We start from the raw sequence: 25,275 nt of genomic DNA, 5'->3' as shown, positions 1-25,275 counted from the left end.
CGGCGGCGGCTCCGGGGCGCACTACGCCCTGCCGCTACTGCTTCGTCAGGACACCGGTGGGGTTCCCCGCCGCCGCGTCGTCGGAGTCGTAGTGCAGTCCGTCCTTCTCCAGCGAGAGCCGCAGCCCCTTGGAGCTCTCCGTGCACATGCTCCGGCTGCGCGGGCCGCTCTTGACGTCCACGACGATCGCGCGGTCCTCGGCCCCGGTGAGGGTGAAGAGGTCCTGGCAGGTGAAGTTGCCCAGCAGGTCGGTCTGTTCACCCGTGCCGACCCGCTCCCCGGTCCCGCCCTTCTTGATGACGACCTTCATCGTGCCGGCCGGGATGCCGGCGGAGGTGATCGAGCCGTCCCAGGTCCCGATCAGCTCGTCCGGTACGGAGCCCGCGCCGGGGGCGGGTTGCGCGGGGTCGGAGGCGGAGACGGACGGGGAGGCGGATGCCGGGGCCGACGGTGTCGGCGACGGCGCGGGACGCCCGGGGGTGGCGGGGGCGCTCGACGTGGAGTCGCTCTTCCCCCCGTCCTGGGCCGCGTCGGACCTGGTGTTGTCCTGCACCTGGTTGAGGAGGACCCCGCCGCCCACGGTCACCGCCGCCAGCGCGCCCGCCACGGCCAGCACCACCGTGCAGCTGACCTTGCGGCCCCCGCGCCCTTCCTGGCGCCCGGTCTCGCCGGACACCGACACGGAGAACCCGCCGTCGTGCAGCCGTTGCGCCGGTACGGAGGCGTCCCGCGGCGGTTCCGTCGGCGGCCCGAAGACCCCCAGCACCGGGCCCGGAGCGCCGAAACCGGTCACCGCGCTCGGGGCCGTACCCCCTCGGCCGTACCCCCGCCCGTCGCACCTCCCCCGGTCGACGCCTGGGTGAACGGCACCGGCCCCGTGGCCACCGGCGGCTCCACGGCGGCCGGAATGGGCCCGGAGGCGCGCGGCGCCGCGTCCAGGTCCAGGATCGCCACCGCCGCCCGGCTGACCTCCTCCACCAGCGGCCCCGGCAGCCAGCCCACCGCCACCGCCCGCTCGGCGCCGCCGGGAGCGAGCCGGCGCGCGATCTCGGCGGGGGTGGGGCGCGCGGCCGGGTCCTTGGCCAGGCAGTGCGCGACCAGATCGCGCAACCCGCCCTCCATCGGGCCCAGTTCGGGCTCCCCGTGCACCACCTTGTAGAGCAGCGCGGCCGACGAGTCCCCGGCGAACGGGCCCGCGCCCGTCGCCGCGTACGCGAGCACCGCGCCCAGCGAGAAGACGTCGGCCGCGCCGGTCACGGACTCGCCGATGATCTGCTCCGGCGCCATGTAGCCGGGCGACCCCACGGACACACCGGTCGCGGTGAGGGAGGCGGTGCCGTCCGTGGCGCGGGCGATGCCGAAGTCGATGAGCCGGGGGCCGTCCAGGGCCAGCAGGACGTTCGACGGCTTCACGTCACGGTGGACCAGACCGAGCCCGTGGACCGCGACCAGCGCCTCGGCCAGGCCCGCGCCCAGCGCCGTGACGGACCGCTCGGGCAGCGGCCCGTGGCCGGCGACCGCCTGGGTCAGCGAGGGCCCCGCCACATAGCCGGTGGCCACCCAGGGGACGGCCGCCCCCGGGTCGGCGTCGAGCACCGGCGCCGACCAGCGGTGCGCGCCGGGTCCCGTCCCCACCAGCCGCGCGGAGGCCACCTCGCGCCGGAACCGGGCCCGGAACTGCTCGTCCGCCGCGTAGTGCGGGTGGACGACCTTCACCGCGACCGTACGGCCCCCCGTCGAGCGGGCGAGATACACCCGGCCCATCCCGCCGGCACCGAGCCTGCGCAGCAGCGTGTACGGCCCGATGGTCTCCTCGCCTGCCTCCAACGGCTGCATGCTGTTGTCCCCCTCAGCCTCGCGCGTCCGTACGGAGCAGAGTAGGGGGTGGCGGCGAACACCCCCCAGACCCAGGGAGGTCAGGGCCGGATCACCGTCAGGGCCGGAGCAACTCCACGCGCACGTCCGCCGGGTAGCCGGTCGTCGGGCCCGTGCGGCGCGCGAACTCCCGTACCCCCGCGAGCTGTTCCTCGCCGAAGCGGAAGTCGAGCGTCGTGAAGTAACGCTCCAGCAGTTCCGCGTCGAAGGACTCCCAGCGCGCCGCCTGCTCGGCCACCTTCGTGACCTCCTCCAGGGACACGTCACGCGACGCGAGGAACGCCTCGTGCACCTTCCGTACGACCAGCGGCTCCCGCGCCAGGTAGTCCTTGCGGGCCGCCCAGACGGCGAAGACGAACGGCAGGCCCGTCCACTCCTTCCACATCAGCCCCAGGTCGTGGACCTGGAGGCCGAGCCGCGGGGCGTCGTGCAGCGAGGCGCGCAGGGCGGCGTCACCGATCAGGACCGCCGCGTCGGCCTCCTGCATCATCACGCCGAGGTCCGGCGGGCAGGTGAAGTAGTCCGGGGTCACCTTGTACTGCTCCTCCAGGAGGAGCTGGGCGAGCCGTACCGAGGTACGGGACGTGGAGCCGAGGGCCACCCGCGCCCCGTCCAGCTTCTCCAGCGGCAGCTGCGAAACGATCACGCACGACATGACGGGGCCGTCGCAGCCGACCGCCAGATCGGGGAATGCGACAAGGTCGTCGGCGTTACGGAGGAATTCGACCAGGGTGACGGGCGCGATATCGAGTTCGCCCCGGACGAGCTGCTCGCTGAGCTTCTCCGGGGTGTCCTTCGTGAGCTCCAGGTCGAGAAGGGTTCCGGTCCTGGCGAGCCCCCAATAGAGGGGCAGGCAGTTCAGGAACTGGATATGGCCGACGCGCGGCCGGCTACGGCCGTGGCCTGCGTTGTCCGTACGGTCTCCGTGGTCTCCACGGGCTCCGTACCCATGGTCTCCATGATCGGATCCGACGGCCTCTGCGCTTGCGTTTCCTTCGGGACTGTCCACATCCCGAGGCTAGACCCGGCCCGTGCGGGGGCCCGCTCCGGGGGCTTCCCGGGTGTGTCCGGGGCGTGTCCGGGGCGTCTCCCGTCAGCACGTCAGGGCCCCTGTCAAACGTCCGGGTGAAGTGATCTTTCCCTCTACCGCTGCGCACACGCTGCGTGCTAGGCTCGCCGCAAGTTGCAGTTTGGTTTCCCTTGCAGTACAGAGCCTGCGGAGCATGTGACCCGCAGGCTTTTGTAGTTTTCAGACTTCTTTGCAGGTTCTGGAGCAGGGCAACCCTTTGGCCCAAGGAGGGCTTATGGCTACCGGAACCGTCAAGTGGTTCAACGCTGAAAAGGGCTTCGGCTTCATCGCCCAGGACGGCGGCGGCCCGGATGTCTTCGTCCACTACTCCGCGATCAACGCGTCCGGTTTTCGCTCCCTCGAGGAGAACCAGGTCGTGAACTTCGACGTCACTCAGGGACCCAAGGGTCCCCAGGCGGAGAACGTCACCCCGGCCTAGTCTTCCGGGTAGGCGATCGCGAAGATCTTGAATAGCAGTACCCAAGGAGCCCTGCGTCCCCCACTCGGGTGGGGAAAGCAGGGCTCCTGCCCTTGCCGGGGCCGTATCCGGGTGTCGTATCCGGACAGGCCCTAGGCCTCCGCCCCCGCCGACCAGCGCTCCCCCGCCATCAGGCCGCCGAGCCCCGTCCAGGCGAAGTTCATCAGCGTGGCCGCGGCCTCCCGCGACGAGACGCCCGGGGTGTCGTTCGCCCAGCCCGCCAGCGACTCCGCGGCCCCCACCAGCGCCTGCGCCAGACCGGTCACGTCCCGGCCCCCGAGGTCGGAGGGGGCGCCCGAGGCGGCGGACGGGACGGCGGGCGAGGCGGCGGCGCGTGACTCCCGGGCCGCCGCGTCCACCAACTCCGCCACGTACGCCACCAGCCGGTTCCGCAGCAGGGTGACCTCCCCGGCGAAGGGCTCCCCGTGCGTACGGGCCTGACGGTGCAGCACCGCCCAGCCGTCCGGGTGGTCCGCCGTGTGCGCGAAGAACGCCGTCAGCCCCGCCCACAGCTGCCGGTCGGCCGGCAGCCCCGGCTCCGCGCCCGCCCGCACCGCGTCGATCAGGGCCTCTCCCTCACGCCGGACGCAGGCGACGAAGAGTTCTTCCTTGGAATGCAGGTACAGATACACCAGCGGCTTGGAGACCCCGGCCAGTTCGGCGATCTCGTCCATCGACGCGGCCCGGTAACCGCGCTGCCCGAAGACCCGTACCGCGGCGTCCATCATCTGCCGCTCCCGTACCGCCCGGGGTAAGCGCCTGTTCCTGGAAGCACGCACGACACCCACGTCAGACATCCCTCCCCCGCTGCCGCCGAACTGACCGGTAGGCCTGATAAGCCTACGACTTGACGGACATGTGAACGACGGTCCCGTACAGGGAGATCGCGGGGAGATCGGACCAGGGCTACGGCTACCGCTGGGCCGCGCCGTCCTCCTGGGACTTGCTGGCCTCCAGCTTGGCCCGCGCGCCCGCGACCTTGTCGACGAGCTGCGCCGACATCGCGTCCCGCTGCCTGCGCAGCAGGACGAAGCTCAGCGGCGCCGACAGGACCAGGGCCAGCAGCAGCACCCAGATGACGTTCGAGTCGCCGAACCCCTTGGGGACCAGGCCGAAGTGGACGAGCACGGCGGAGAAGACGAGGCAGCCCATGAAGACGCCGATCCGCATCGCGGTGTAGCGGAGGGTGGGACTCGGATTCACAAAGGTCACAACAGGCCTTCTCTCTTCCCGCGTTCAGTACTGGTGGAGCGGGAGCAGCATGATGATGTCGTCGCGATCGTCGCCGGGCGCGACCCGGATCGCGTCGGGCACCCGCCCGACTTCCTTGTAGCCGCACGACGCGTAGAAGCGGTCGGCGCCCGTGCCGCCGCGGCAGGCGAGACGGATCGCCTCGATGCCCTCGACGCTCCGGGCGGCGTCCGCGGCGGCGGCCATCAGGTCACGGCCGTACCCCTTGCCCTGGTGACGGGGGTGGACCATCACCGTGTACAGCCAGAGCCAGTGGCGCATCAGCCGGTGGGTGTTGAGCGTGAGGAACGCCGTCGCGGCGACGGCGCCCTCCTCGTCGTACCCGACCAGCAGCCGGCAGCGCCCCTCCGCCATGGCGGCGAGGTGCTTGACCAGCTCGGGCCGTATGTCTTCGCTGGTCACCGGCGGTACGAAGCCGACGGAGCCACCGGCGTTGGAGACGTCCCTCCACAGCGCGACAAGTCCGTCGTGCAGGGTGCGGTCCACCGCCGGATCCAGTTCGAATATGAGCGACATCCCTCTGTTCTCCGGACTCAGAGCCGCATGGGCTGCGGGGACTCGCGGCGGTCGGCGTCCGGCCCCGGGTACTCGCGGATGATCTCGTAACGGGTGTTGCGCTCGACCGGCCGGAAGCCGGCGTCGCGGATCAGGTCGAGCAGATCCTCACGGCCCAGCTTGTTGGGCGTGCCGTAGTTGTCCGCGTCGTGCGTGATCTTGTACTCGACCACCGAGCCGTCCATGTCGTCCGCGCCGTGCTGGAGGGCGAGTTGCGCGGTCTGGACGCCGTGCATCACCCAGAAGACCTTCACGTGCGGGACGTTGTCGAAGAGCAGCCGGGAGACGGCGAAGGTCTTGAGCGCCTCCGCGCCGGTGGCCATGGTGGTGCGGGCCTGGAGGCGGTTGCGGATCTTGCCGTCCTTCATGTCCACGAAGTCGTGCTGGTAGCGCAGCGGGATGAAGACCTGGAAACCGCCGGTCTCGTCCTGGAGCTCGCGCAGCCGCAGCACGTGGTCGACGCGGTGGCGGGGCTCCTCGATGTGCCCGTACAGCATCGTCGCCGGGGTCTTGAGCCCCTTCGCGTGGGCCAGGCGGTGGATGCGCGACCAGTCTTCCCAGTGGGTGTGGTGGTCGACGATGTGCTGCCGGACCTCCCAGTCGAAGATCTCCGCGCCGCCGCCGGTCAGCGACTCCAGTCCTGCCTCGATCAGCTCGTCGAGGATCTCGGACGCCGAGAGGCCCGAGATCGTCTCGAAGTGGTGGATCTCGGTGGCGGTGAACGCCTTGAGGGAGACCTCGGGGAGGGCTTCCTTGAGGGCGCTGAGCGAGCGCGGGTAGTAACGCCACGGGAGCGTCGGGTGCAGGCCGTTGACGATGTGCAGCTCGGTGAGGTTCTCGCCCCGCATCGCGGTGGCGAGGCGGACGGCCTCCTCGATGCGCATCGTGTACGCGTCCTTCTCGCCCGGCTTGCGCTGGAACGAGCAGTACGCGCACGACGCGGTGCACACGTTGGTCATGTTGAGGTGGCGGTTGACGTTGAAGTGGACGACGTCGCCGTTCTTCCGCGTCCGCACCTCGTGGGCGAGCCCGCCGAGCCAGGCCAGGTCGTCCGTCTCGTACAGGGCGATACCGTCCTCGCGGGACAGCCGCTCTCCCGCCCGGACCTTCTGCTCCAGCTCGCGCTTGAGACCTACATCTTGAATAGATGCAGTCATCAGGCCGCCTCCCATATGTCTGCCAATCGGGCCTGTCGAGCCTACGCCCCTCACGGCACGAGAACGACGCGCCCCATGCTCCTCCGCTCTTCGAGCAGGTCATGGGCGCGCGCCGCCTCGGCCAGCGGGACGCGCGCGTGGACGACCGGCCGTACGGATCCGTCCCGTACGAAGCGGAGCAGGAGCCGCACGCCGTCCTCCGCCTCCTCGGGCCGGCCGCCCAGGAGCGTGGGCATGCTGAAGCCCATGACCTGCCGCATGCCCATCAGCGACAGGACGGGGATCGAGGGCTGGGCGGTGTCGCCGCCGGAGGCGCCGTAGAAGACGAGCCTGCCGTACGGGGCGAGCACCTTGACGTCGTCCAGGAGCTGCCGGCCGCCGATGCCGTCGAGGACGACGTCGACCCCGCCGGGGCCGGCCGCCTCGGCGACCCGCTCGGGCCAGTCGGGGGCGGTGTGGTCGACGGCGGCGTCCGCGCCGAGCGAGCGGGCGAAGTCGCGCTTGGCCGGGGAGCCCGCCGTGGCGATGACCCGGGCGGCGCCCAGCGCGCGGGCGGCCTGGACGGCGATGTGCCCGATCGCGCCGGCGCCCGCGTGGACGAGGACCGTCTCGCCCTCGGCGACCCGGGCGGTACGGAGCAGGTGGACGGCGACCCGGCCGGTGGAGCCGAGGAGCGTGCCCTCGGCGGGGTCCAGTCCTCCGGGCAGGGGCAGGAGGTGCGTGGAGGGCGCCGACACGTACTCCGCGTAGGCGTTCCGCGCCTTCCACACGACGACCCGCTGACCCGGTGTGAAGTCGCGCACACGGTCGCCGGCCGCGACGACCGTGCCCACGACGTCCGTGGACGGGCAGTGCGGGAGGGGCGGCGGACCGAGGGGGAAGGTGCCGAGCCTGCGCTGTACGTCGGCGTGGTCGACGCCGATCGCCTCGGCGCGGACGAGCACGTCCTCGGGGCCGTACGCGGGCTGTTCCGCCTCCTCGGTGACCAGGACCTTGGACGGGCCGTACTCGTGGTGGCGCACGATGCGCACGATGTCTCCTCACTCGGGGCGGGGCGGGACCTCAAGGGCGGGGTCCTCTGCGGCGGGGGGCGGAGGGCGGGGCTCAGGTCACCGGCAGCCGCCCGGTGACGGGTTGCGCGGACCGTCCCGTCTTCTCCTCGGGGTCCCCGCCCGCGAGCACCCGCAACCGGTCACACGCGTCCCACACGTCCACGTGCAGGGTGTGCCGGGCGCAGCATTCGATCACGGTGACACCCGCGGCGGGGTGAGTGAACACGAACCCGCCGCCGACGTCCTCCGACCGTACGCGCAGCGGCCTGAGCCACGTCTCGTAGAGCGTGCGGGCGATGTGCCGCAGCCGCCTCTCCTTGCCGGCCACGGCCTCGGGGTCCCGTCCCACGCCACTCGGTGTCCAGCGGTCGAGCACCTCCAGGTCCTGGCGGGTGATGCCGGTGCGCGGGGTGCAGTCGATCAGGACGACGGGCCCCCCGAGGGGTGTCCCGCCGTCCCGGTGCACGTCGTTGTGCTCCATGGTGGAAACCGACCGTTCAGTGGCCCATGCCGATGCCGCCGCTCACCGGAACGACGGCTCCGGTGACGAACGACGCGGCGTCACTCGCCAGGAACCGTACGACCGCCGCCACCTCGTCGGCGGTCCCGGGGCGCCGCAGCGGGGTGTTGCCGATCAGTTCCGACCTGCGCCCGTCGGTGATGTGCTCGATCATGTCGGTCTCGATCAGCCCCGGGGTGACGACGTTGGAGGTGATCTTCCGGGCGCCCAGCTCCCAGGCGAGCGAGCGGGCGAGGCCCACCAGGGCGCTCTTGGACGCCGCGTAGTTGGTCTGTCCCGGCGAGCCGAGCGAGCCCATCACGGAGGACATGAACACCAGCCGCCCCCAGCGCTTCCTGAGCATGCCGCCGGTGGCGTGCTTGGCGAGCCGGAAGGCGCCCATGACGTTGGTGTCGAGGACGTCCTTGAAGTCCTTCTCGCTCATCATCGGCAGCAGCCCGTCCCGGGTGATGCCCGCGTTGGCTACGAGCACCTCCACGGGGCCGTACTGGGCCTCTACGTCGGCGACCGCCCGTTTGACGGACTCCTCCTCGGTGACGTCGCACGCGACCCCGAACAGGCCGGGCGGCGGGGCGCCGGTGCGGTAGGTGACGGCCACCTTGTCGCCCGCCTCGGCGAACGACCGCGCCACGGCCAGTCCGATGCCCCGGTTGCCCCCGCTGATGAGAACGGTGCGGCTCATGCCAGTTCCTTTCGCAGTACGCGGACGGCATCCGCGGTGTCGGTGAAGTGCAGCCCGTGCCAGCCGGCCAGGACCGCTCCCTCGCAGTTCTCCGCCAGGTCGTCGGCGAGGAGGCTCCGCGCCGCGGGGATCCCGGAGCGCCGTACGGCGAGGTCGAAGATCTCCCGGTCGGGTTTGCGGCACCCCGTCCGGAACGACATCACCAGGGCGTCGAAGAGGCCGGGGTCGACCATCAGCCGCCAGTACGGGTCCCAGCCGGGCGGCATGTTGGAGAGCAGCCCCACGAAGACACCCTGGGCGCGGATCCGCTCCAGTTCGTCGATCCACGGCTGATTGACGCGCCGGTCGGCGAACCACCGCTCGGCGAAGCCCGACATGTCGGCGCGGATCCCGAACTCGTCCAGGAGCGCGGCCTCGACCTGCCGGCCCCACGTGTCCTCGTCCACGAGCGGGGTGTCCAGCGGGGCCATCGAGCCGGTGCCGTACCGGCGGCCGACCGTGCGCATCGCCGCGTGCAGCGCGGCGGGCTCCAGGCCCATCGGCTCGCAGAAGGAGGCGACGGCCCAGGGCAGCGGCGGGGTGAGAACGCCGCGGAAGTCGGTCCAGACGGCGCGGACGCCGGTCTTTTCGGTCTCCGTCATGCCTTCGCCTCCCCGTGCAGCCGTACCGACGCCGTGGCCACGCTCCGGCCCGACTGCTGGAACGCGACGTCCACGGTGTCCTCGCCGCTGCCGGGCATCTCGGCGCTGAGCACGACGGGCGCGTCGAGCTCAGCGAAGCGCAGGAAGGCCGCGTTCATCCCCAGCACGTGGGTGACCGACAGTTGCCGGCCGCTCCAGAACGCCGCCAGGAGCGCCAGCTGCCGGGCGCCCTCCAGCAGGGTCATGGCCGGGAAGTGGTCGTACTGATGGTCGAAGAGGCTGCGGTTGTCGAAGTCCGGCAGCAGCCGGGCCGTCAGGCGCCCGGCGTCGAAGACCGGTTCCGCCAGGACGACGTTGCCCGGTGACGTACGGCCGACCTGGGCCGGGGCGAGGATGCCCGAGCGGTCGGGCCGGGGCACCTCCCGCGTGGAGGGGGCGTCACCGCCGCGCTGATACCTGCGGAAGGACCCGTACTCATGCTTCGTCATGGCGCTGACCCGCATGGACGAGACGCCCACGGCCGCGCCGTTGAAGGTCAGTTCCTGCTCGACGCCGACCTGCCGGACCCGGCCGCCCTTCATCCGTACCGCCGGGTACTCGGTGAGGAGCTGGAGCTCTCCGGGGTCGCTGCCCGTCCGCAGCGCCTCGGGGTTGCGCAGCTGCACCGACACCTCGTTGACGAGGAACGACGTGTCCATCGCGATGTCGAGGAAGGTGTGGCCCCCGCAGACGGCCGCCTGCCGGCACGCTTCGAGGACCAGCAGGACGTCGGTGAGGGCCCCTTGCTGGATGTGGTCGTTGTAGTAGCTGTGCGAGAGCGGCGTCTGGGCGCCCGCGAGATAGACGGACTCACCGATCTGGCGGGTGTCGGTCACGAACACCTCGGCCACGGCGGCCCGGTGGACCAGATGGCGGTCGACGGTGTGGGCGAAGCGTATGTGGAAGGGCGGTTCGGCGAGCGTACCGACTGCGTTCTCGGACATGTGCGGTCTCGGTCTCTCTTCGTCCGTCATGGATGTCGCACGGCGGAGGCGGGCACACGCGGGGCGCCGGAGCGCGGGGCGCCCGGGCGCAGGACGACCGCCGTCGCGGCGGCGACCGCCAGGACGAGCGCTCCCAGGGCGCCGAGGGTCACGGCGTCGGGGTGGACGAGTGACTGGCCGCGCAGTGCCTGCCAGGTGACGAGGGCGAGCAGGCCGGACCAGGCCGCTCCCGTGATCAGGACGAGGCGGGCCTGAATCCGCTCGTCCGCGAGGGCCGCTCCGAAGCCGGCCCCGTCGCCGGTCCTTCCGTCGGTCCGTGTGCCCTGCTCTTCGTCGCGGGTGGTACGGCGGCGGCCGGCCAGGGCCAGGGCGGCGCCGGCGAGGGGGATCACCTGGAGCGCGTGGATGCCGACGAAGTGCGGGATCCGCAGATCGCCCCCGACCGTGCTCCAGTTGGTGAGCGGCATGCCGGGACCGCCGTCGTCCACCCCCACGTTGTGGGCGCCGACGAGGGTGGGCAGCCCGGCGTCGACGGCCTGCCGCTGCTCGGGGGTGGGGATGTTCATCAGGAAGCCGAGGGACATGCCGACCACCGCGAGCACCAGCCCGAGCCGTACGGCCAGGCGCAGGGGCCGCGCCAGCGACCGGTCGCGCAGCACGACCACGGCGGCCACGAAGTTGGAGGTCCACAGGACGATCACCGCGACGGTCATGCTGTTCATGAAGGCGGTGTTCGTCGGGGTGAGGGTGTTGAAGTGGCTGTACGTGCCGCGCCACGCCTGGACGGAGATGATCACCGCTTCGGCGAGGGAGCTGACGGCGATCAGCGTCCCCGCCCACCACGCCGTGCGCGGGTGGCGGCGGATCCGGGGCAGCAGCCAGGCCAGAGTCGCGCTGTAGACCGCGAGCGAGAACGCGAAGTGCAGTGGTTTCAGCCAGATCGGCGCGCCGTTGAGGATCCGGTCGTCGGCGGCCAGACCGATGAGGGTGCCCAGGCTCAGCACGCCCATCGACACGGAAAAGGCGGTCAGCGGCCCGTGCAGCGGAGGGAGCCGGACGCCTTTGCGCGGCCCGTGGCCGAATGTGTCACCACTGGGGTCGGTGGGGTCGGTAGGGCCGGTAGTGTCGGTGGGGGAATTGTTTTCCTTTACCGCCACGGCCTGCGGGTCGCCGGGTATGTCGCCGGGTATTCCGGGCTCCGTTCCGGCGCTTCCCCTGCTTGTCGAGGACATCGTTCTCCCTTTCCAGGATTCTGTTCCGCGGATTCCCTTTCTCCGCCGCGCACGGACATACGTACGGACGCTCGCGGGAATCAGCATGCTGAGGCGCCGGTCCGCTCCTCAACGGCCGTACCACCAACAGATTCCGCACTGCCTCGAAAGTGACATCGGGAGGTGTCCCGGAAGAGGCAGGGGTGATACGCCCGACGGACCCGCCTCCTACCGCCTGGGGAACAGCGCCCGGCGCCTTGGGAGCAAAACCCTTCTCGTGGCCGCCGCCACCTGCCTAATTTCCTTCTGCGGCCGGTGAAATACGCCGGCGGCGAGAGGGGGATCCACCATGTCTCAGAAGGCTGTGACGCTGTCGTCCGACGAAATCCTCACGCGTGTCCGGGTCATCGTGGCGGAGGAGCTGGAGCTGGAGGAGGAGCCCGCGGCCATCGACCCGGCCGCCCGCTTCGTCGAGGACTTCGACGCGGACTCGCTGGCACTGATCCAGATTCTCGCGCGGATCGACAAGGAACTGACCATATCCGTGCCGGTCGAGGAGGCGGAGAACCTCGTCGACCTGCGTACTCTCGCGGACCACGTGATCGCGCTCTCCGGGGCCGAGCGTGTCTGACCTCGGCCCCCGACGTGTCGTGGTGACCGGGCTCGGCGCGGTGAGCAGTCTCGGCAAGGACGCCGAGACACTCGCCGCGGCCGTACGGGAGGGCCGCAGCGGCATCTCCCCGGCCCGCTCCTTCGACACCACCGGCTTCCCTCAGGTGATGGCCGGCGAGGTACCCGACTTCGACGCGCACGCGTCCCTGCGCACGCTCGACCCCGCGCGCTGGGGCAGGTCCGCGCTCCTGGCCGCCGCGGCGGCCACCCAGGCTGTCGCCGACGCCGGCCTGGACCGTGCCGAACTCTCCCGTACGCGTGCCGGATCCGCGATGGGAACCACCAGCGGTGAGGCCCCCGTGGTGGACCGGCTCACCCGGCAGTGGGTCGGCGAGGGCCTCAAGAGCCTCGACCCCGGGCTGGTCGCGCAGGTGCCGGCCGGCCGCATCGCCGCCGCCGTCAACACCGAACTCGGCCTGACCGGCGAGGCCCAGACCATCCCCACCGCGTGCTCCGCCAGCAACTACGCGATCGGCTACGCCGCCGACCTGGTCAGCACCGGCGAGGCCGACTACATGCTCGCGGGCGGCGCCGACTCGGTGAACCGCTACACACACGCCGGCTTCCTGCGGCTGGGCGCCCTCGCCGAAGAGGTGTGCCGGCCCTTCGACAAGGACAGGGACGGCATCATCACCGCCGAGGGCGGCGTCGCCCTGCTCCTCGAACCCCTGGACCGCGCCCTGGCACGCGGCGCCCGCGTCTACGCCGAGGTCCTCGGCTACGGGCTGAGCTGCGACGCCAAGCACATGGTCCACCCCGACTCAGGCAGCGTCGCCGAGTGCATCCGCAGGGCCCACCGCAGCGCCGGGATCACCACCGACCAGGTGGACTACATCTGCGCGCACGGGACGGGCACGCCCACCAACGACCTCACCGAAGTCGCCGCCGTACGCGAGGTGTTCGGCGACCGGCTGCCGCCCATCAGCTCCATCAAGTCGATGCTCGGCCACACCATGGGCGCCGCCAGCGGCTTCGGCGCGCTCCTCTGCTGCAAGGCCATCGAGCAGGGCTTCCTGCCGCCCACGGCGAACCTGCGCGAGGTCGACGCCGCCCTCGGCCCCGGCCTGGACCCCGTGCCCAACACGGCGCGCCCCGCCGAGGTCCGTATCGCCCAGAACCACGGCTTCGCCTTCGGCGGCAACAACGCGATCACCATCCTGGGGAAGGTGTCATGACGATCTCCACCGCGACCGCCCCCTCGACCACGCCCGCTCCCGCGACCGCCCCGTCCGCCGGTTCGCTCCCCCGCGTCCGGCCCCTCGCGATCACCGCGCTCGGTGTCGTCTCCCCGGCGGGCGTCGGGCTGGACGCCCTGGCCGACGCGCTGAGCGGCGCCACCGAGCCCTGCTCCGACCCGGCGGAGCTGCCCCTCGGGCCCGCCGAGCCCGACGGGCTGCCCGACAACATCAGGGTGGTGCCGGAGTTCCGGCTCGCCGACCACGTGGGCCGCAAGCGGACCCGCCACCTCGACCGCACCACCGGTCTCGGACTCGCCGCCTGCGCGCTGCTGCGCACGGCGGCGGGTCCGCCCGTGGGCGACGCCACCGACCCGGCGTGGAACACGACCGGTGTGGTGCTCGGTTCCACGTCGGGCAGTGTCCGCAGCAGCAGCGAGTTCGCCCGGGACACCCACGTGCACGACCGGCCCTACCTGGTCGACGCGGCGGCCTTCCCCAACACGGTGATGAACTCCTGCACCGGGCAGATCGCCATCTGGAACGGGCTGCACGGCATCAACGCCACCCTGTCCGGCGGGACGACCGCGACCCTGGCGGCCTTCCGCTACGCCCGCAACGCCCTGGACCGCGGCCACGCCGAGCGGCTGCTGGTCGGCGGCGTCGAGGAGCTGTGCCCGCAGACCGCGTGGGGCTGGGCGGCGTCCGGCGCGCTCGCCCAGGGCTTCCCCGTCGGTGAGGGCTGCGCCCTGTTCGCCGTCCAGGACGCCGAGGCGGCCCGCCGGGACGGCGCCCCCGTCCTCGCCGAACTGCTCGCGAGCGAGACGGCGTTCTCCCCGGAGGGCCTGCGTCCCGGAGTCACCTCCGTACTCGCCGGGTGCGTCACGCGCGCCCTGGAGCGTGCCGGAGTCGACCCCGGCGAGGTCGGCACCGTCTCGCTCGGGGCCACCGGCCTCGTCGGGTTCGAGGAGGCGGAGCGGCGCGCGGTCCGCCGGGTCCTCGGCGGCCGGAAGGTCGCCGAGCTGCGCGTCAAGGAGGTCACGGGAGAGGCGTACAGCGCGGACGGCGCCTTCCAGCTCGCCGCCGTCCTCGCCCGTACGGCTCCAGGACACCTCTCCCTCGTCACCGGGATCGGCCAGGACGGCCACGTGGCCTGCCTCGTCGTACGGACCGGGGAGGGAGCATGACGACGGACGCCACGGCGCACTCCTCAGGACCGTCCGGGGTTCTGGTGGTCGGCGCGGGCCCGGTCGGGCTCACGGCCGCCACCGCCCTGCTCCAGCAGGGGGTACGGGTCCGGCTGATCGACCGGGCCGACCGCCCCAACCCCCACGCCAAGGCCATCACGCTCTGGCCGCGCGCCCTGGAGGCGCTGCACCGGCTGGGCGCGGGCGGCGAGATACTCGCGCGCGGGCTGCCGCTGCACGCGCAGAACTACCACTCGGCGGGCCGCCGGGTCGCCCGGCTGACCTTCCGCAAGGTGCCCGAGACGCGGTTCCCGTTCGCCGTGTCCCTGCCGCAGCAGGAGACGGAACAGGCCCTGCGGCAGCGGTTCGAGGAGCTGGGCGGGAAGACCGAGTTCGGCGTCGGACTGACCGCGGTCACGCAGTCCCCGGACGACCCCGGCGGCGTCACGGTGGAGCTGACGGACGGCGAGGGCTAGACGGAACGCGCCCGCGTGGACTGGCTGATCGGGGCGGACGGCGCGCACAGCACGGTCCGCGAGGCCATCGGCACGGGCTTCGAGGGGGAGACGTACCCCCAGCGGTTCCTGCTGTCCGACGGGGTGTGCGACACCCCGCTGGCGCAGGACGAGGCGCACTACTTCATGACGGCCAAGGGCGTGCTCGTCGTGGTCGGGCTGCCGGGCGGCAACTTCCGCGTCTTCACCAGCCTCGGCCCGAACGCGGAGATCGCGGACGACATCCGGGCGGAGGTCCAGCGGGCCGCCTCGGAGCGCTGCCCCGTCCCGATCCGCCTCACCGGCGAGCACCGCACCGGCGTGTTCCGGGTCCACCGCAAGATCGCGGACCGGTTCAGGAAGGGCCGGGTGCTGCTCGTCGGCGACGCCGCGCACATCCACAGCCCGGCGGGCGGCCAGGGCCTCAACACCGGCATAGAGGACGCCGCGAGCCTGGCGGGACCGCTGGGCGGGGTGGTACGGGGCGAACGCTCCGCCGACGTCCTCGACCGCTGGGAGCGCGAGCGCCGCGCGGTCGCCCTGGAGGTGCTGAGCGACACCGACCTCCAGACGCGGCTGTGGACGATGCGCGGCTGGCGCGGGAACGTCCGGGACCGGGCGCTCGGCATCGGCGAACGCACCGGTCTGCTCGACCGGTTCATCACCCCGCGCCAGACCCAGCTCTCGCTGGTGCACGCCGCGCCGGGCCGCCCGAAGGGACGGCTGCGGGAGGGCGCCCGGCTGCCGGACGTCCCGCTGGCCCCGGACCGTACGGGACCGCTCGCCCCGGACCGTACGACCCCGCCGGACGGCGCGGACCGTACGACCCCGCCGCTCACCCCGGACCGTACGACCCCGCCCGGCGGCGCGCCCGTACCGCGTCTGCACGACCTGCTGGACGACGGGCGGCCCGTGCTGCTGGTCCTGGCCGCCGACGGCCGGGACGCGGCACGCACCGCGCGGGCCCGCGTCCTCGCGGAGGGGCTGACGGGCCCCGGCCACCGCACGGTCCTGGTCTCGGCCGCCGGGACCGGCTCATCCGGCGCGGGAGACACCACCGGCCCGGTGCGCGTCCTCGCGGACCCCGGCGGCCGCGTGCACGCCGCCCTCTCCGTACGCACCCCCACCGTCGTCCTGGTCCGCCCGGACGCGGTGGTCTCCGCGGTCCGCCCGCCGGGCGGACCTGAGCTGTTCCAGGAACTCCGCCTCGTACCTCCACAGGCGGAGCCCGTTCAAGAAGGAGTCTGAATCCTGATGTCCACCCCCGACGCCCGGCTCGAAGCCGGGCCCCGCCCAGGGCTCACCCTGCTCGTCGTGTGTCTCGGCGTACTGATCGTGCCGCTCGGCGTCAGCGGCACACCGGTCGCCCTTCCCGACATCGGGCGCGAACTCGGCGGGAGTCTCGCCTCGCTCCAGTGGGTGGTCAACGCGTACAACGTGATGGCGGCCAGCCTGATGATGGTGGCCGGCTCACTCGCCGACCTGATCGGCCGTAAGAAGATGTTCGCGTTCGGCACCGGCCTGTACGCGGTCTCGCTCGTGGCGACCGTCCTCGCGCCCAGCGTCATCGTGATCGACATCGCCCGCGGTGTCGCCGGTGTCGCCGCCGCCGCGCTGATGACCTCGGCCACCGCGATCGTCGCGTCCAGCTTCGACGGGGCCGCGCGTGCCAAGGCGTTCGCCGTGGCCGGTGTCACCCTCGGCTCCGGCCTGGCGCTCGGACCGACCACCAGCGGGCTGCTCGTCGGCGCGCTGGGCTGGGAGTCGGTGTTCTACGCACACCTGGCCCTCGTCGTCCTGTCCATGCTGGGGCTGCCGTTCCTCCAGGAATCGCGCAACCCGCGGGCGGGCGGCGTCGACTGGCCGGGCACGATCACGTTCAGCCTGGCGCTCGTGCTCTTCACGCTGGCCATCATCCAGGGCCCGCAGAGCGGTTGGGCCAGTCCCACCGTGCTGATCCTGCTGGCCGGGTCGATCCTGCTGGTCGTCGCGTTCGCCCTGGTGGAACGGAGGCAGGAGAGCCCCATGTTCGACCTGTCGCTGTTCCGCGAGAGCCGCTTCCTCTCGGTGAACCTGCTCAACGTCGCCTTCTCGTTCGGCTTCATCGGACTGCTGCTGGTCCTGCCCGCGTACCTGATCGGCGCGAACGGCGAGAGCAGCCAGGGCGCCGGACTGATCATGCTGCTGCTCACCGGACCCGTGCTCTTCTGCCCCCTGATCGGCGGCCGGCTCGTCGCCTCCGGCGTCCCCATGCGGGTCGTGCTCGGCGGCGGCCTGCTCCTCATCGCGGCCGGCTGCGCCTGGCTCACCGTCGTCCACCCGGGCATCGGCGTCCTCGGCCTCGCGGGGCCGCTGCTCGTCGCCGGGGTCGGCGTCGGCCTGATCATGGGCGTCCTCGACGGCGCCGCCGTGAGCACCGTGCCGCCCGAGCGGGCCGGCATGGCGGCGGGCATGTTCAACACCATCCGCCTCGCGAGCGAGGCCATCGCGGCCGTCGTGATGGTCGCGGCCGTCGCCTCGATGATCCGCTCGCGCATCTCGGACGGGCTGTCGGAGTACGTCGGCAAGGGCGGCGAGTCCGCCTCCACGACCGCCGACCGGGTCGCCAGCGGTGACGTGGCCGGTGTGGTGAAGGACGCCCCGGCCGCGCTGCGCGACGGCTTCGGCGACTTCCTGTCCCAGGGCCACACGGACGCGCTGCGGGTGGTGCTGTGGGCCTCCGCCGCGCTCTGCGCCGTCACCGCCGTCGTCGTGTACCAGATGCTCGCCGACCGCCCCTCCGCCGCCGGGGAGCCGGGCAAGCAGGCCCCGGCACAGCCCGCCGACGCGGACGGCACCACGCGCGAACGGACCCTCGTCGACGACTGATCCCCCCCTCCCGCCAGGTCCCCGGTGCGCCCCCCGTGCACCGGGGACCTGGCGGGTCCCAGAAGGGAACAGGACATGCCCCTGCCCGAAACCACCGATCTCTGGATCGTCCCCCTGGACACGGACCCGGCCCTCCACGAGGCCCGCCTCCCCGAACTCGGCGCGTACGAGCGCGAACGCGCGTACCGGCTGGGTGTACGGAAACCCGCCGCGCGCCGCCGCTACCTCGCCGCCCACCTCGCCGCCAGGGACATCGTGGCCGGCTACCTGAAGTGCGCGCCCGCCGACCTCACCCACGTACGCAACGCCTGGCGCGGCAAGCCCGGTTACGTACTCGGCTGGTGCCCGGGGCCCGCCGTCAGCCTCTCCCGCTCGCACGAACTGGCCCTGCTCGCCGTCCGCGCGCCGGGCGCCGTGGTCGGCGTCGACCTGGAACACGTACGCCCGGGGGTCGACTGGTCCCGCGTCCTCGGCCGTCCGTGCCCCGACCCGGCCGACGGATTCCGCGCGTGGACCCGGCTGGAGGCGGCCGTCAAGGCATCGGGGCTCGGCCTCGCCGCGGCGGCGGGGACACACCTGGATCACCGTTTCTGGCCCGCGGCGGACCTGGCCCTGCCCCGGCCGTACGACGGATACGCCGCCGCGGTCGCCACGGACCGCGCCGGGCGGAACAACCCCGTCCGGATACGCCTCCATTCGACATCAGATTTTCGCGAACTGGTGACGCTGCCTTAACACCGTCCGAACGCGCCGCGGGGCGCCCCTGACCTGCCGGATCAACGGGCAATGAATACGCAAAGACTGACGTCGAGTCGCACATCGTTGTGAGGTATGACATCGAGTGCGGAAATCCGTTTCGCCTAGACTCCCCCTGCACGATGTGTCAGGTCGGGCGGCTCACCGGAGAGCCGCCGAAGCTGGACCAGTGACCTAGGGGGACTTCAGCAGTGCTGAAGATACAAACGCAGATCGAGGAGACCGATCCTTCCGTAGCTTCCGCGCGCCTGCTCGCCGACCGGCTCGCGCTCGGCAGCGATGAAATCATCTGTCATTTCAGGCAATCCCTCGAAGGCGTGTCCAGCCCGCTGATCTCCACCGCGGAGCTGTGGGGAGAAGCGCGGGAACACGCCAGACTTGTCATCCAGGAGTGCGCGGAGGCGCTGCGGGAGAGCGAGCAGCCGTCCGCCGCCAACGCCGCGCTCGGCCTCTCCGTCGGCCTGAGCACGCGGGGACCGCTCCAGTCGGTCCACCCGGCCGACACCCTGCGCTCGTCGGGGCTGCTCTTCCAGATCTGCCTCCAGTATCTGGTCACGGCGGCGGCCGGCCTGCCGCCCGAGCAGTCCTCCGCCTGCCTCGGACGCGCGGTGGCGGCGCTCAACCACAGCCTGGCCACCTGCTTACAGGTGTCGGCGGCCGGCTACGACGCGTACCTCCTCAAGAAGGTGGAGGAGAGCGCCACGGGCCACCGCCACCGGCTCGCCCGCGACCTGCACGACCGGCTGGGCCAGAGCCTGGCCCTGGCCTACCGCTGCCTGGACCTGCACGACCAGGCCACGGACGAGGGGTACGGGCCCGCCACCCGCGCCCGCCATCTCGGCCGGGTCCGGGGCGCGTTGGACGAGGCGACCGGCTACACCCGGGGGCTCATCTCCGACCTGCGGACGCGCCCCGGCGTGACCGGTCTCGCCGAGGCGCTCCTGGAGTACGCCGAGGCGCACCAGGCGCCCGGGGTCCGGGTGCACATCGAGGTGAACGGCGACGAGTCGTGGGTCCCGGCGGGGCACGCGGAGGAGTTGTTCCTGGTCCTGCGGGAGTTCCTGCGCAACTCCCTGACCCACGCCGCCCCGAGCACGGTCGCGCTGGAGGTCGACGTGGCCCCGCACCGCGTGGACTGTTTCGCGCACGACGACGGAAGAGGCTTCGACCAGGCCGCGCCACCGCTGCGCGACGGGCGGTCGGGGACGGGTCTGCTGTCGATGCGGGAGCGGGTCCAGGCGCTGGGCGGGACGCTGCACCTGACGAGCGCGCCGGGGGTGGGCACGGGGATGAGGCTGTCCCTGCTGCTGCCGGAGCCGGACCCCGCCACCGCGCCGGGCGCCTCCGGATGACCACGTACAGCATCGTCATCGCGGACGACCACACCCTGCTCAGGGACGCGCTGGCCGAACTGATCCGCGGCGTGGGCGGCTTCGACGTGGCGGCGGCGGTCGGCGACGCGCCGGGCGCCGTCGCCATGGCGGCCGAACACCGCCCGGACGTCCTGCTGATGGACATCGAGATGCCGGGGAACGAGGATCCGGGCCGTACGGTACGGGCGGTCCAGGCCGCCTCGCCCGACACCAAGATCATGGTGCTGACCATGCACGACGATCCCCGGCTGCTCCAGAGTCTGCTCCCCCTCGGCATCCGCGGCTACCTGCACAAGACGGCCACGCACCACTCGCTGGTCGCGGCGCTGCGGGACGCGTGCAGCCAGGACGGCCTGACCGTCTCGCTGCCGCCCCGGCCCAAGTCGGAACCGCAGCCGGCGCCCGAGCCCGCCCACAACGCGCTCAGCCCGCGCGAGGTGGAGGTCGTCACGCTGGTGGCGGCGGGGCTCAGCAACCGGGGGGCCGCCACCCAACTCGGGCTCACCGAGGGCACGATCAAGCGCCACCTGCGGAACATCTTCGCCAAGCTGGGAGCGGTCTCGCGGGTGGACGCGGTCAACAAGGCCGTCGTGGCCGGACTCATCCCCCCGCCCTCGGCCGCCCCCCGGCGGCTGCGCCCGCCGCTCGGCTGACGTACGGAATCCCTGAGTCCGGAGTCCGAGGGGGCACGGGCCCGGCGGCCCACCCCCTCGGACGGCCCGTCAGTCCTCCTCGGGCAGTTCTCCCACCCGGTTCTCCCACTTGGTCGACAGCACGATCGTCGTACGGGTCCGGGAGACCCCCTTCGTGCCGCTCAGCCGGCGGATCGTCCGTTCCAGGCCGTCCACGTCGCTCGCCCGTACCTTGAGCATGTACGAGTCGTCGCCCGCGATGAACCAGCAGTCCTCGATCTCCTGGAGGTCCCGCATCCTGCGGGCCACGTCCTCGTGGTCGGCGGCGTCCGAGAGCGAGATCCCGATCAGCGCGATGACCCCCAGGCCGAGCGAGGCCGAGTCGACCGTGGCGCGGTACCCGGTGATGACACCCGCCGCTTCGAGCCGGTTGATGCGGTCGGTGACACTGGGTCCCGACAGTCCGACGAGGCGCCCTAGCTCGGCGTACGAGGCCCGCCCGTTCTCCCTGAGGGCCTGGATGAGCTGCCTGTCCACGGCGTCCATATGCCTGAAGCCTTCCATTATTCAGCGAACTCACAAGGTGCGTAATAGAATCTAAGGCATGGAAGGCTTGATTCCTACGAATCTTGCAGACTTTTAGGGGTTGACCTTCACTTCACACAGACGGCTTCACGTCGGGCGTTGAGGGACGGGTCGGTTCAGCCGGTGTCGCGCGCACCGCCGAGCTCACCCTCCCAGCGGCGGTACAGCTGATGCCGCACCCCCGCCGCGTCGAGCACCCGCCCCGCGACGAAGTCCACCAGGTCCTGGATGTGCCGGGCGCCCGCGTAGAACGCCGGGGACGCCGGCAGGACCACGGCGCCCGCCTCGTCCAGCGCCACCAGATGCCGGAGCGTCTGCCCGCCGAGCGGGGTCTCCCGTACGGCCACCACCAGCGGGCGCCGCTCCTTGAGCGTCACGCTCGCCGCCCGCTGGAGCAGGTCCTTCGACAGGCCGAGCGCCACCCCGGCCACGGACGCCGTGGACGCGGGCACGATCAGCATGCCCTTGGCGGGGTACGACCCGGAGGACGGCCCCGCGGCCAGATCGCCGGCGGGCCAGTGGCGTACATCCGCCAGGCTCTCCGCCACGCTCTTCGCGAAGGTGTCGGCGCCGCCGTCCGCCCCGCGCGCCAGCCAGTCGGCGAGATCGCTCTCCCAGTGCGCGTCCCGGAACGCGATCCCCGTCTCGTCCAGCAGCGTCAGCCGGGACGCCCTGCTGATGACCAGGTCCACGCTCTCGCCCGCGTCCAGCAGCCCGCGCAGCACGGCGGCGGCGTACGGCGTCCCCGACGCACCGGAGACCCCGACGATCCAGGGGCGCCGGGGCTCCGGCGCGTCCGGTCGCTCCCCCGTCCCGGACCGGGTCGGACTCGGTCGCGGGCTGTGCGGGGCTGGGTACGGTCCGGGCTTCACGGATCCGAGCCTATCCGGCACCCTGGTGACGGAACCGACGGCGGTGCCCCATACGTTCCCCGGGGGCCGGGACGGGGACTGGGATCCGGGACGGGGACTGGGATGGGGGCTGGGATGACGTATCCGAAGACCGGGGTCACGACGCCGAGCCGCACCGACCGGGTGAAGGCCGCCGGCGGCGTGATGATCGTCTGGGTGGCGCTGCTCTGGGTGCTCGAAGTGGTGGACACCGCGTCGGGCGGCGCGCTGGACACGTACGGGCTGAGTCCGCGCGGCTTCGGCGAGCTGCGCGACGTCATCCCGATGGCCTTCCTGCACCACGGCTTCGAGCATCTGGCGTCCAACACCGTGCCGCTGCTGGTGCTGGGCTTCCTCGCGGCGCTCAGCGGGATACGCCGCTTCGCCGCCGTGGTCCTGACGATCATGGTCGTGGGCGGCCTCGGCGTGTGGCTCACGGCCGCCGACCACTCGAACACGGTCGGGGCGTCGGGCGTGGTCTTCGGCCTGCTCGGCTACCTGCTGGTGCGCGGCTTCGTGAACCGCAGCGCGCTGGACCTGGTGGTCGGCCTGGTGGTGCTGGCGGTCTACGGCTCGGTGCTGTGGGGCGTCCTGCCGACCGACCCGTCCATCAGCTGGCAGGGCCATCTGTTCGGCCTGACAGGCGGCGTCCTGGCGGCGTTCCTCTACCGGAGGAAGCCTCTGCGAGCGCCGGCGGCGGTCCCGCTCATACCGTGAGGCCGCGCACCAACAGGTCGAGCAGGGCGAAGAAGAAGAGACTTATGCCCACAAAACCGTTCACCTGGAAAAACGCCCTGTTCAAGCGCGACAGGTCGTGCGGCTTCACGATCGTGTGCTCGTAGAGGAACGCGCCCGCGACGATCACCAGACCGGTCCAGAAGAACCCGCCCGCGTCGGTGGCCAGCGCGTACCAGACGAGCAGCCCCATCGTCACGGCGTGCGCCGCCCGCGCGCCGTACAGCGCGGCCGGGATGCCGAAGCGGGCCGGCACGGACAGCACGCCGTGCGCGCGGTCCGCCTGGACGTCCTGGCACGCGAAGATCAGGTCGAAGCCACCGATCCAGATGCCGACGGCCAGCCCCAGGATCACCGCGTCCCACGACCACTCACCGGTGATCGCGATCCACGCGCCGATCGGGCCCATCGCCTGGGCGATGCCGAGGATCGCGTGCGGGAAGTTCGTGAACCTCTTCCCGTACGGATAGAGCACCATCGGGACCACCGCGACGGGAGCGAGCGCCAGGCACAGCGGCCCGAGCAGCGCCGCCGCGCCCAGGAAGAAGAAGAGGGCGACCAGCGCCCCGGTCCAGGCGGACCGTACGGACACCGCGCCCGTGACCAGTTCGCGGCCGGCGGTCCTGGGATTACGGGCGTCGATCTCGCGGTCGATGATCCGGTTGCACGCCATGGCGAACGTACGCAGTCCGACCATGGCGACCGTCACCAGCAGCAGCCGCAGCCAGTGGATGTTCCCGTCGAGCTGGGTCATCGCCGTCAGCGCGGCGATGTACGCGAAGGGCAGGGCGAAGACCGAGTGTTCGATCATCACCAGCCGCAGAAACGCCCGCGTCCGGCTGCCGGGCTGCGCGGGCTCCGGCCCGAGGACTCCTTGAACAGCGCTCATGAGAGGCCGTACTCCCTCCACCGGCGGTCGACCTTCGCCGCCGTCTCCGGGTCGGACTCGACCATCTCCGGCCAGCCCCCGTCCCGTGTGTACCCCTCCTCGGGGAGCTTCCGCGTCGCGTCGATCCCGGCCTTGCCGCCCCAGAACTGCTGGTACGAGGAGTGGTCGAGGTGATCGACCGGTCCCTCCACGACGGTCAGGTCACGCGCGTAGTCGGTGTTGCCCAGGGCCCGCCAGGACACCTCGTGCAGATTGTGGACGTCGCAGTCCGCGTCGACGACGACGATCAGTTTGGTCAGCGACATCATGTGCGCGCCCCAGATCGCGTGCATGACCTTCTGCGCGTGCTTCGGGTACTTCTTGTCGATCGAGACGATCGCGCAGTTGTGGAAGCCGCCGGACTCGGGCAGGTGGTAGTCCACGATGTCCGGCACGATGATCTTCAGCAGCGGCAGGAAGAACCGCTCGGTCGCCCGCCCCAGCGGCCCGTCCTCCGTGGGAGGCCGGCCGACCACGATCGACTGGAGCAGCGGGCGCTTGCGCATCGTCACACAGTCGATGGTCAGCGCCGGGAAGGGCTCCTGCGGCGTGTAGAAGCCGGTGTGGTCCCCGAACGGGCCCTCCGGCAGGGTCTTCCCGGGCTCCAGCCAGCCCTCGATGACCACCTCGGCGTGGGCCGGGACCTGGAGCGGCACGGTCTTGCAGTCGACCATCTCGATCCGCCGGCCCTGGACGAAGCCCGCGAAGAGGTACTCGTCGATGTCGCCGGGCAGGGGCGCGGTGGAGGCGTACGTCACGGCGGGCGGACAGCCGAACGCGACGGCCACCGGCAGCCGTTCCCCGCGCTTGGCGGCGACCTGGTAGTGGTTGCGGCTGTCCTTGTGGATCTGCCAGTGCATCCCGATGGTGCGGCGGTCGTGGCGCTGGAGGCGGTAGAGCCCGAGGTTGCGGACGCCGGTCTCGGGGTGCTTGGTGTGCGTCAGCCCGAGGTTGAAGAACGAGCCCCCGTCCTCCGGCCAGGTGAACAGCGCGGGCAGCTGGTCGAGGTCCACGTCGTCACCGGTGAGGACCACTTCCTGGACCGGCGCGTCCTTCACCTTCTTGGGCGGTACGTGCACCATCGTGCCGAGCTTGCCGAAGGCCTCCCGCACGCCGACGAAGCCCTGCGGCAGCTCCGGCTTGAGCAGGCCGCCGATCTTGTCGCTGATCTCGGCGTACGAGGTGAGGCCGAGCGCCTTGAGGAGGCGGCGGTCGGTGCCGTACACGTTCATGGCCAGGGGCATCGAGGAGCCCTTGACGTTCTCGAACAACAGGGCAGGGCCACCGGCCTTGTTCACGCGGTCGACGATCTCCCCGACCTCCAGGTACGGGTCGACCTCCGCCTTGACACGAGTGAGGTCGCCCTCGCGCTCCAGCGCCCTGAGCAGCGAGCGAAGATCGTCATAAGCCATGCCGTCCAGTGTGTCATCCCCGGCTCCGGGACCCGCCGGGGCTTCCCGGTTCTCGCTACTGTGGACCTGTCACGGAGGCCGCGATCCGGTCTCG

24 protein-coding genes and 2 pseudogenes are annotated in these 25,275 nt (G+C 71.9%); 10 read left to right on the top strand and 16 right to left on the bottom strand.

Annotation, left to right across the window (positions count from 1 at the left end; translation table 11 throughout):
* Positions 1 to 34: 34 nt before the first annotated feature.
* Together ACIO1C_RS17860 and ACIO1C_RS17855 are read right to left on the bottom strand one after the other, a co-directional pair.
* Positions 35 to 1,836: pseudogene (locus ACIO1C_RS17860) on the bottom strand (serine/threonine-protein kinase).
* 97 nt (positions 1,837 to 1,933) lie between these two features.
* The gene (locus ACIO1C_RS17855; protein ID WP_401865065.1) at positions 1,934 to 2,746 is read right to left on the bottom strand and encodes a menaquinone biosynthetic enzyme MqnA/MqnD family protein; all 813 of its coding nucleotides are present in this window, start codon (positions 2,744 to 2,746) and stop codon (positions 1,934 to 1,936) included.
* Between the two features lie 433 nt (positions 2,747 to 3,179).
* Here ACIO1C_RS17855 and ACIO1C_RS17850 point away from each other — a divergent pair, with 433 nt between their 5' ends.
* The gene (locus ACIO1C_RS17850) at positions 3,180 to 3,383 is read left to right on the top strand and encodes a cold-shock protein (RefSeq protein ID WP_003967102.1); all 204 of its coding nucleotides are present in this window, start codon (positions 3,180 to 3,182) and stop codon (positions 3,381 to 3,383) included.
* A gap of 131 nt (positions 3,384 to 3,514) precedes the next feature.
* Here the strand turns inward: ACIO1C_RS17850 and ACIO1C_RS17845 are convergent, their stop codons facing one another.
* The 10 genes from ACIO1C_RS17845 to ACIO1C_RS17800 form a co-directional block, all read right to left on the bottom strand.
* Positions 3,515 to 4,150 (bottom strand): TetR/AcrR family transcriptional regulator, encoded by a 636-nt coding sequence (locus ACIO1C_RS17845; RefSeq protein ID WP_401864382.1) that lies wholly within the window; start codon positions 4,148 to 4,150, stop codon positions 3,515 to 3,517.
* Positions 4,151 to 4,334: 184 nt separating this feature from the next.
* Positions 4,335 to 4,634: a DUF4229 domain-containing protein gene (locus tag ACIO1C_RS17840; RefSeq protein WP_401864379.1), complete on the bottom strand. Its 300-nt coding sequence runs from the start codon at positions 4,632 to 4,634 to the stop codon at positions 4,335 to 4,337.
* A 24-nt stretch (positions 4,635 to 4,658) separates the two neighbouring features.
* The gene (locus ACIO1C_RS17835; RefSeq protein ID WP_401864376.1) at positions 4,659 to 5,189 is read right to left on the bottom strand and encodes a GNAT family N-acetyltransferase; all 531 of its coding nucleotides are present in this window, start codon (positions 5,187 to 5,189) and stop codon (positions 4,659 to 4,661) included.
* A 17-nt stretch (positions 5,190 to 5,206) separates the two neighbouring features.
* Positions 5,207 to 6,385, bottom strand: a complete 1,179-nt coding sequence (gene mqnE, locus ACIO1C_RS17830; protein WP_401864373.1) for an aminofutalosine synthase MqnE — start codon at positions 6,383 to 6,385, stop codon at positions 5,207 to 5,209.
* A 50-nt stretch (positions 6,386 to 6,435) separates the two neighbouring features.
* On the bottom strand, positions 6,436 to 7,416 hold the full coding sequence (locus ACIO1C_RS17825; protein ID WP_401864371.1) for a zinc-binding alcohol dehydrogenase family protein: 981 nt from the start codon (positions 7,414 to 7,416) through the stop codon (positions 6,436 to 6,438).
* Between the two features lie 73 nt (positions 7,417 to 7,489).
* Positions 7,490 to 7,918, bottom strand: coding sequence for a hypothetical protein (locus ACIO1C_RS17820; protein WP_401864368.1), 429 nt, complete (start codon positions 7,916 to 7,918; stop codon positions 7,490 to 7,492).
* Positions 7,919 to 7,934: 16 nt separating this feature from the next.
* The gene (fabG, locus tag ACIO1C_RS17815) at positions 7,935 to 8,639 is read right to left on the bottom strand and encodes a 3-oxoacyl-ACP reductase FabG (RefSeq protein ID WP_401864366.1); all 705 of its coding nucleotides are present in this window, start codon (positions 8,637 to 8,639) and stop codon (positions 7,935 to 7,937) included.
* Positions 8,636 to 9,280 (bottom strand): HAD-IA family hydrolase, encoded by a 645-nt coding sequence (locus ACIO1C_RS17810; protein WP_401864364.1) that lies wholly within the window; start codon positions 9,278 to 9,280, stop codon positions 8,636 to 8,638. The genes fabG and ACIO1C_RS17810 overlap by 4 nt, the downstream gene beginning before the upstream one ends.
* Positions 9,277 to 10,263 carry a ScbA/BarX family gamma-butyrolactone biosynthesis protein gene (locus ACIO1C_RS17805; protein WP_401864361.1) on the bottom strand — a complete coding sequence of 329 codons (987 nt, stop codon included), beginning with the start codon at positions 10,261 to 10,263 and terminating at the stop codon, positions 9,277 to 9,279. Before ACIO1C_RS17805 ends, ACIO1C_RS17810 begins: the two co-directional genes overlap by 4 nt.
* A 26-nt stretch (positions 10,264 to 10,289) precedes the next feature.
* Positions 10,290 to 11,273, bottom strand: coding sequence for a hypothetical protein (locus ACIO1C_RS17800; RefSeq protein WP_401864358.1), 984 nt, complete (start codon positions 11,271 to 11,273; stop codon positions 10,290 to 10,292).
* Between the two features lie 550 nt (positions 11,274 to 11,823).
* Here ACIO1C_RS17800 and ACIO1C_RS17795 point away from each other — a divergent pair.
* The 8 genes and pseudogenes from ACIO1C_RS17795 to ACIO1C_RS17760 all read left to right on the top strand — a co-directional run bounded on the left by ACIO1C_RS17795 (position 11,824) and on the right by ACIO1C_RS17760 (position 20,652).
* A complete protein-coding gene (locus ACIO1C_RS17795; RefSeq protein WP_401864355.1) occupies positions 11,824 to 12,105 on the top strand; it encodes an acyl carrier protein in 282 nt (93 codons plus the stop codon).
* The gene (locus tag ACIO1C_RS17790; protein WP_401864352.1) at positions 12,098 to 13,321 is read left to right on the top strand and encodes a beta-ketoacyl-[acyl-carrier-protein] synthase family protein; all 1,224 of its coding nucleotides are present in this window, start codon (positions 12,098 to 12,100) and stop codon (positions 13,319 to 13,321) included. Before ACIO1C_RS17795 ends, ACIO1C_RS17790 begins: the two co-directional genes overlap by 8 nt.
* A complete protein-coding gene (locus ACIO1C_RS17785) occupies positions 13,318 to 14,508 on the top strand; it encodes a beta-ketoacyl synthase N-terminal-like domain-containing protein (protein ID WP_401864349.1) in 1,191 nt (396 codons plus the stop codon). The genes ACIO1C_RS17790 and ACIO1C_RS17785 overlap by 4 nt, the downstream gene beginning before the upstream one ends.
* Positions 14,505 to 16,250, top strand: a pseudogene (locus ACIO1C_RS17780) (FAD-dependent oxidoreductase). Before ACIO1C_RS17785 ends, ACIO1C_RS17780 begins: the two are co-directional and overlap by 4 nt.
* A 6-nt stretch (positions 16,251 to 16,256) precedes the next feature.
* Positions 16,257 to 17,870 carry an MFS transporter gene (locus ACIO1C_RS17775; RefSeq protein WP_401864347.1) on the top strand — a complete coding sequence of 538 codons (1,614 nt, stop codon included), beginning with the start codon at positions 16,257 to 16,259 and terminating at the stop codon, positions 17,868 to 17,870.
* A gap of 75 nt (positions 17,871 to 17,945) precedes the next feature.
* Positions 17,946 to 18,605: a 4'-phosphopantetheinyl transferase family protein gene (locus tag ACIO1C_RS17770; RefSeq protein WP_401864344.1), complete on the top strand. Its 660-nt coding sequence runs from the start codon at positions 17,946 to 17,948 to the stop codon at positions 18,603 to 18,605.
* A 212-nt stretch (positions 18,606 to 18,817) separates the two neighbouring features.
* Positions 18,818 to 19,978: a sensor histidine kinase gene (locus ACIO1C_RS17765; protein WP_401864342.1), complete on the top strand. Its 1,161-nt coding sequence runs from the start codon at positions 18,818 to 18,820 to the stop codon at positions 19,976 to 19,978.
* Positions 19,975 to 20,652: a response regulator gene (locus ACIO1C_RS17760; RefSeq protein WP_401864339.1), complete on the top strand. Its 678-nt coding sequence runs from the start codon at positions 19,975 to 19,977 to the stop codon at positions 20,650 to 20,652. The genes ACIO1C_RS17765 and ACIO1C_RS17760 overlap by 4 nt, the downstream gene beginning before the upstream one ends.
* Positions 20,653 to 20,721: 69 nt before the next feature.
* Here ACIO1C_RS17760 and ACIO1C_RS17755 read toward each other — a convergent pair whose 3' ends face one another.
* Entirely contained in the window at positions 20,722 to 21,177 is a 456-nt protein-coding gene (locus ACIO1C_RS17755) for an Lrp/AsnC family transcriptional regulator (RefSeq protein WP_161310788.1), read from the bottom strand.
* 155 nt (positions 21,178 to 21,332) lie between these two features.
* Positions 21,333 to 21,986, bottom strand: a complete 654-nt coding sequence (locus ACIO1C_RS17750; protein WP_401865062.1) for a UbiX family flavin prenyltransferase — start codon at positions 21,984 to 21,986, stop codon at positions 21,333 to 21,335.
* Positions 21,987 to 22,190: 204 nt separating this feature from the next.
* Between ACIO1C_RS17750 and ACIO1C_RS17745 the strand changes: the two genes are divergently transcribed.
* On the top strand, positions 22,191 to 22,823 hold the full coding sequence (locus ACIO1C_RS17745) for a rhomboid family intramembrane serine protease (protein ID WP_401864336.1): 633 nt from the start codon (positions 22,191 to 22,193) through the stop codon (positions 22,821 to 22,823).
* Here ACIO1C_RS17745 and mqnP read toward each other — a convergent pair.
* Positions 22,813 to 23,730 carry a menaquinone biosynthesis prenyltransferase MqnP gene (mqnP, locus tag ACIO1C_RS17740; protein ID WP_401864333.1) on the bottom strand — a complete coding sequence of 306 codons (918 nt, stop codon included), beginning with the start codon at positions 23,728 to 23,730 and terminating at the stop codon, positions 22,813 to 22,815. The two genes, ACIO1C_RS17745 and mqnP, sit on opposite strands and share 11 nt — an antisense overlap.
* Positions 23,727 to 25,181, bottom strand: a complete 1,455-nt coding sequence (locus ACIO1C_RS17735; RefSeq protein WP_401864330.1) for a menaquinone biosynthesis decarboxylase — start codon at positions 25,179 to 25,181, stop codon at positions 23,727 to 23,729. Before ACIO1C_RS17735 ends, mqnP begins: the two co-directional genes overlap by 4 nt.
* Positions 25,182 to 25,275 lie beyond the last annotated feature (94 nt).

This window comes from Streptomyces sp. NPDC087420, from assembly GCF_044744165.1.
In the GTDB taxonomy this organism is placed as follows: domain Bacteria; phylum Actinomycetota; class Actinomycetes; order Streptomycetales; family Streptomycetaceae; genus Streptomyces.
The sequence above is the reverse complement of the archived record's forward strand: the minus strand, read 5'-3'. Positions and strand labels throughout refer to the sequence as shown.

Bases quoted from the DNA above. Each gene is read 5' to 3' on its own strand.
- ACIO1C_RS17850 (WP_003967102.1), top strand. From the start codon at position 3,180: ATGGCTACCGGAACCGTCAAGTGGTTCAACGCTGAAAAGGGCTTCGGC.
- ACIO1C_RS17845 (WP_401864382.1), bottom strand. From the start codon at position 4,150: ATGATGGACGCCGCGGTACGGGTCTTCGGGCAGCGCGGTTACCGGGCC.
- ACIO1C_RS17835 (WP_401864376.1), bottom strand. From the start codon at position 5,189: ATGTCGCTCATATTCGAACTGGATCCGGCGGTGGACCGCACCCTGCAC.
- mqnE (WP_401864373.1), bottom strand. From the start codon at position 6,385: ATGACTGCATCTATTCAAGATGTAGGTCTCAAGCGCGAGCTGGAGCAG.
- ACIO1C_RS17820 (WP_401864368.1), bottom strand. From the start codon at position 7,918: ATGGAGCACAACGACGTGCACCGGGACGGCGGGACACCCCTCGGGGGG.
- fabG (WP_401864366.1), bottom strand. From the start codon at position 8,639: ATGAGCCGCACCGTTCTCATCAGCGGGGGCAACCGGGGCATCGGACTG.
- ACIO1C_RS17810 (WP_401864364.1), bottom strand. From the start codon at position 9,280: ATGACGGAGACCGAAAAGACCGGCGTCCGCGCCGTCTGGACCGACTTC.
- ACIO1C_RS17805 (WP_401864361.1), bottom strand. From the start codon at position 10,263: ATGTCCGAGAACGCAGTCGGTACGCTCGCCGAACCGCCCTTCCACATA.
- ACIO1C_RS17800 (WP_401864358.1), bottom strand. From the start codon at position 11,273: ATGGGCGTGCTGAGCCTGGGCACCCTCATCGGTCTGGCCGCCGACGAC.
- ACIO1C_RS17795 (WP_401864355.1), top strand. From the start codon at position 11,824: ATGTCTCAGAAGGCTGTGACGCTGTCGTCCGACGAAATCCTCACGCGT.
- ACIO1C_RS17785 (WP_401864349.1), top strand. From the start codon at position 13,318: ATGACGATCTCCACCGCGACCGCCCCCTCGACCACGCCCGCTCCCGCG.
- ACIO1C_RS17775 (WP_401864347.1), top strand. From the start codon at position 16,257: ATGTCCACCCCCGACGCCCGGCTCGAAGCCGGGCCCCGCCCAGGGCTC.
- ACIO1C_RS17770 (WP_401864344.1), top strand. From the start codon at position 17,946: ATGCCCCTGCCCGAAACCACCGATCTCTGGATCGTCCCCCTGGACACG.
- ACIO1C_RS17760 (WP_401864339.1), top strand. From the start codon at position 19,975: ATGACCACGTACAGCATCGTCATCGCGGACGACCACACCCTGCTCAGG.
- ACIO1C_RS17755 (WP_161310788.1), bottom strand. From the start codon at position 21,177: ATGGACGCCGTGGACAGGCAGCTCATCCAGGCCCTCAGGGAGAACGGG.
- ACIO1C_RS17745 (WP_401864336.1), top strand. From the start codon at position 22,191: ATGGGGGCTGGGATGACGTATCCGAAGACCGGGGTCACGACGCCGAGC.
- mqnP (WP_401864333.1), bottom strand. From the start codon at position 23,730: ATGAGCGCTGTTCAAGGAGTCCTCGGGCCGGAGCCCGCGCAGCCCGGC.
- ACIO1C_RS17735 (WP_401864330.1), bottom strand. From the start codon at position 25,181: ATGGCTTATGACGATCTTCGCTCGCTGCTCAGGGCGCTGGAGCGCGAG.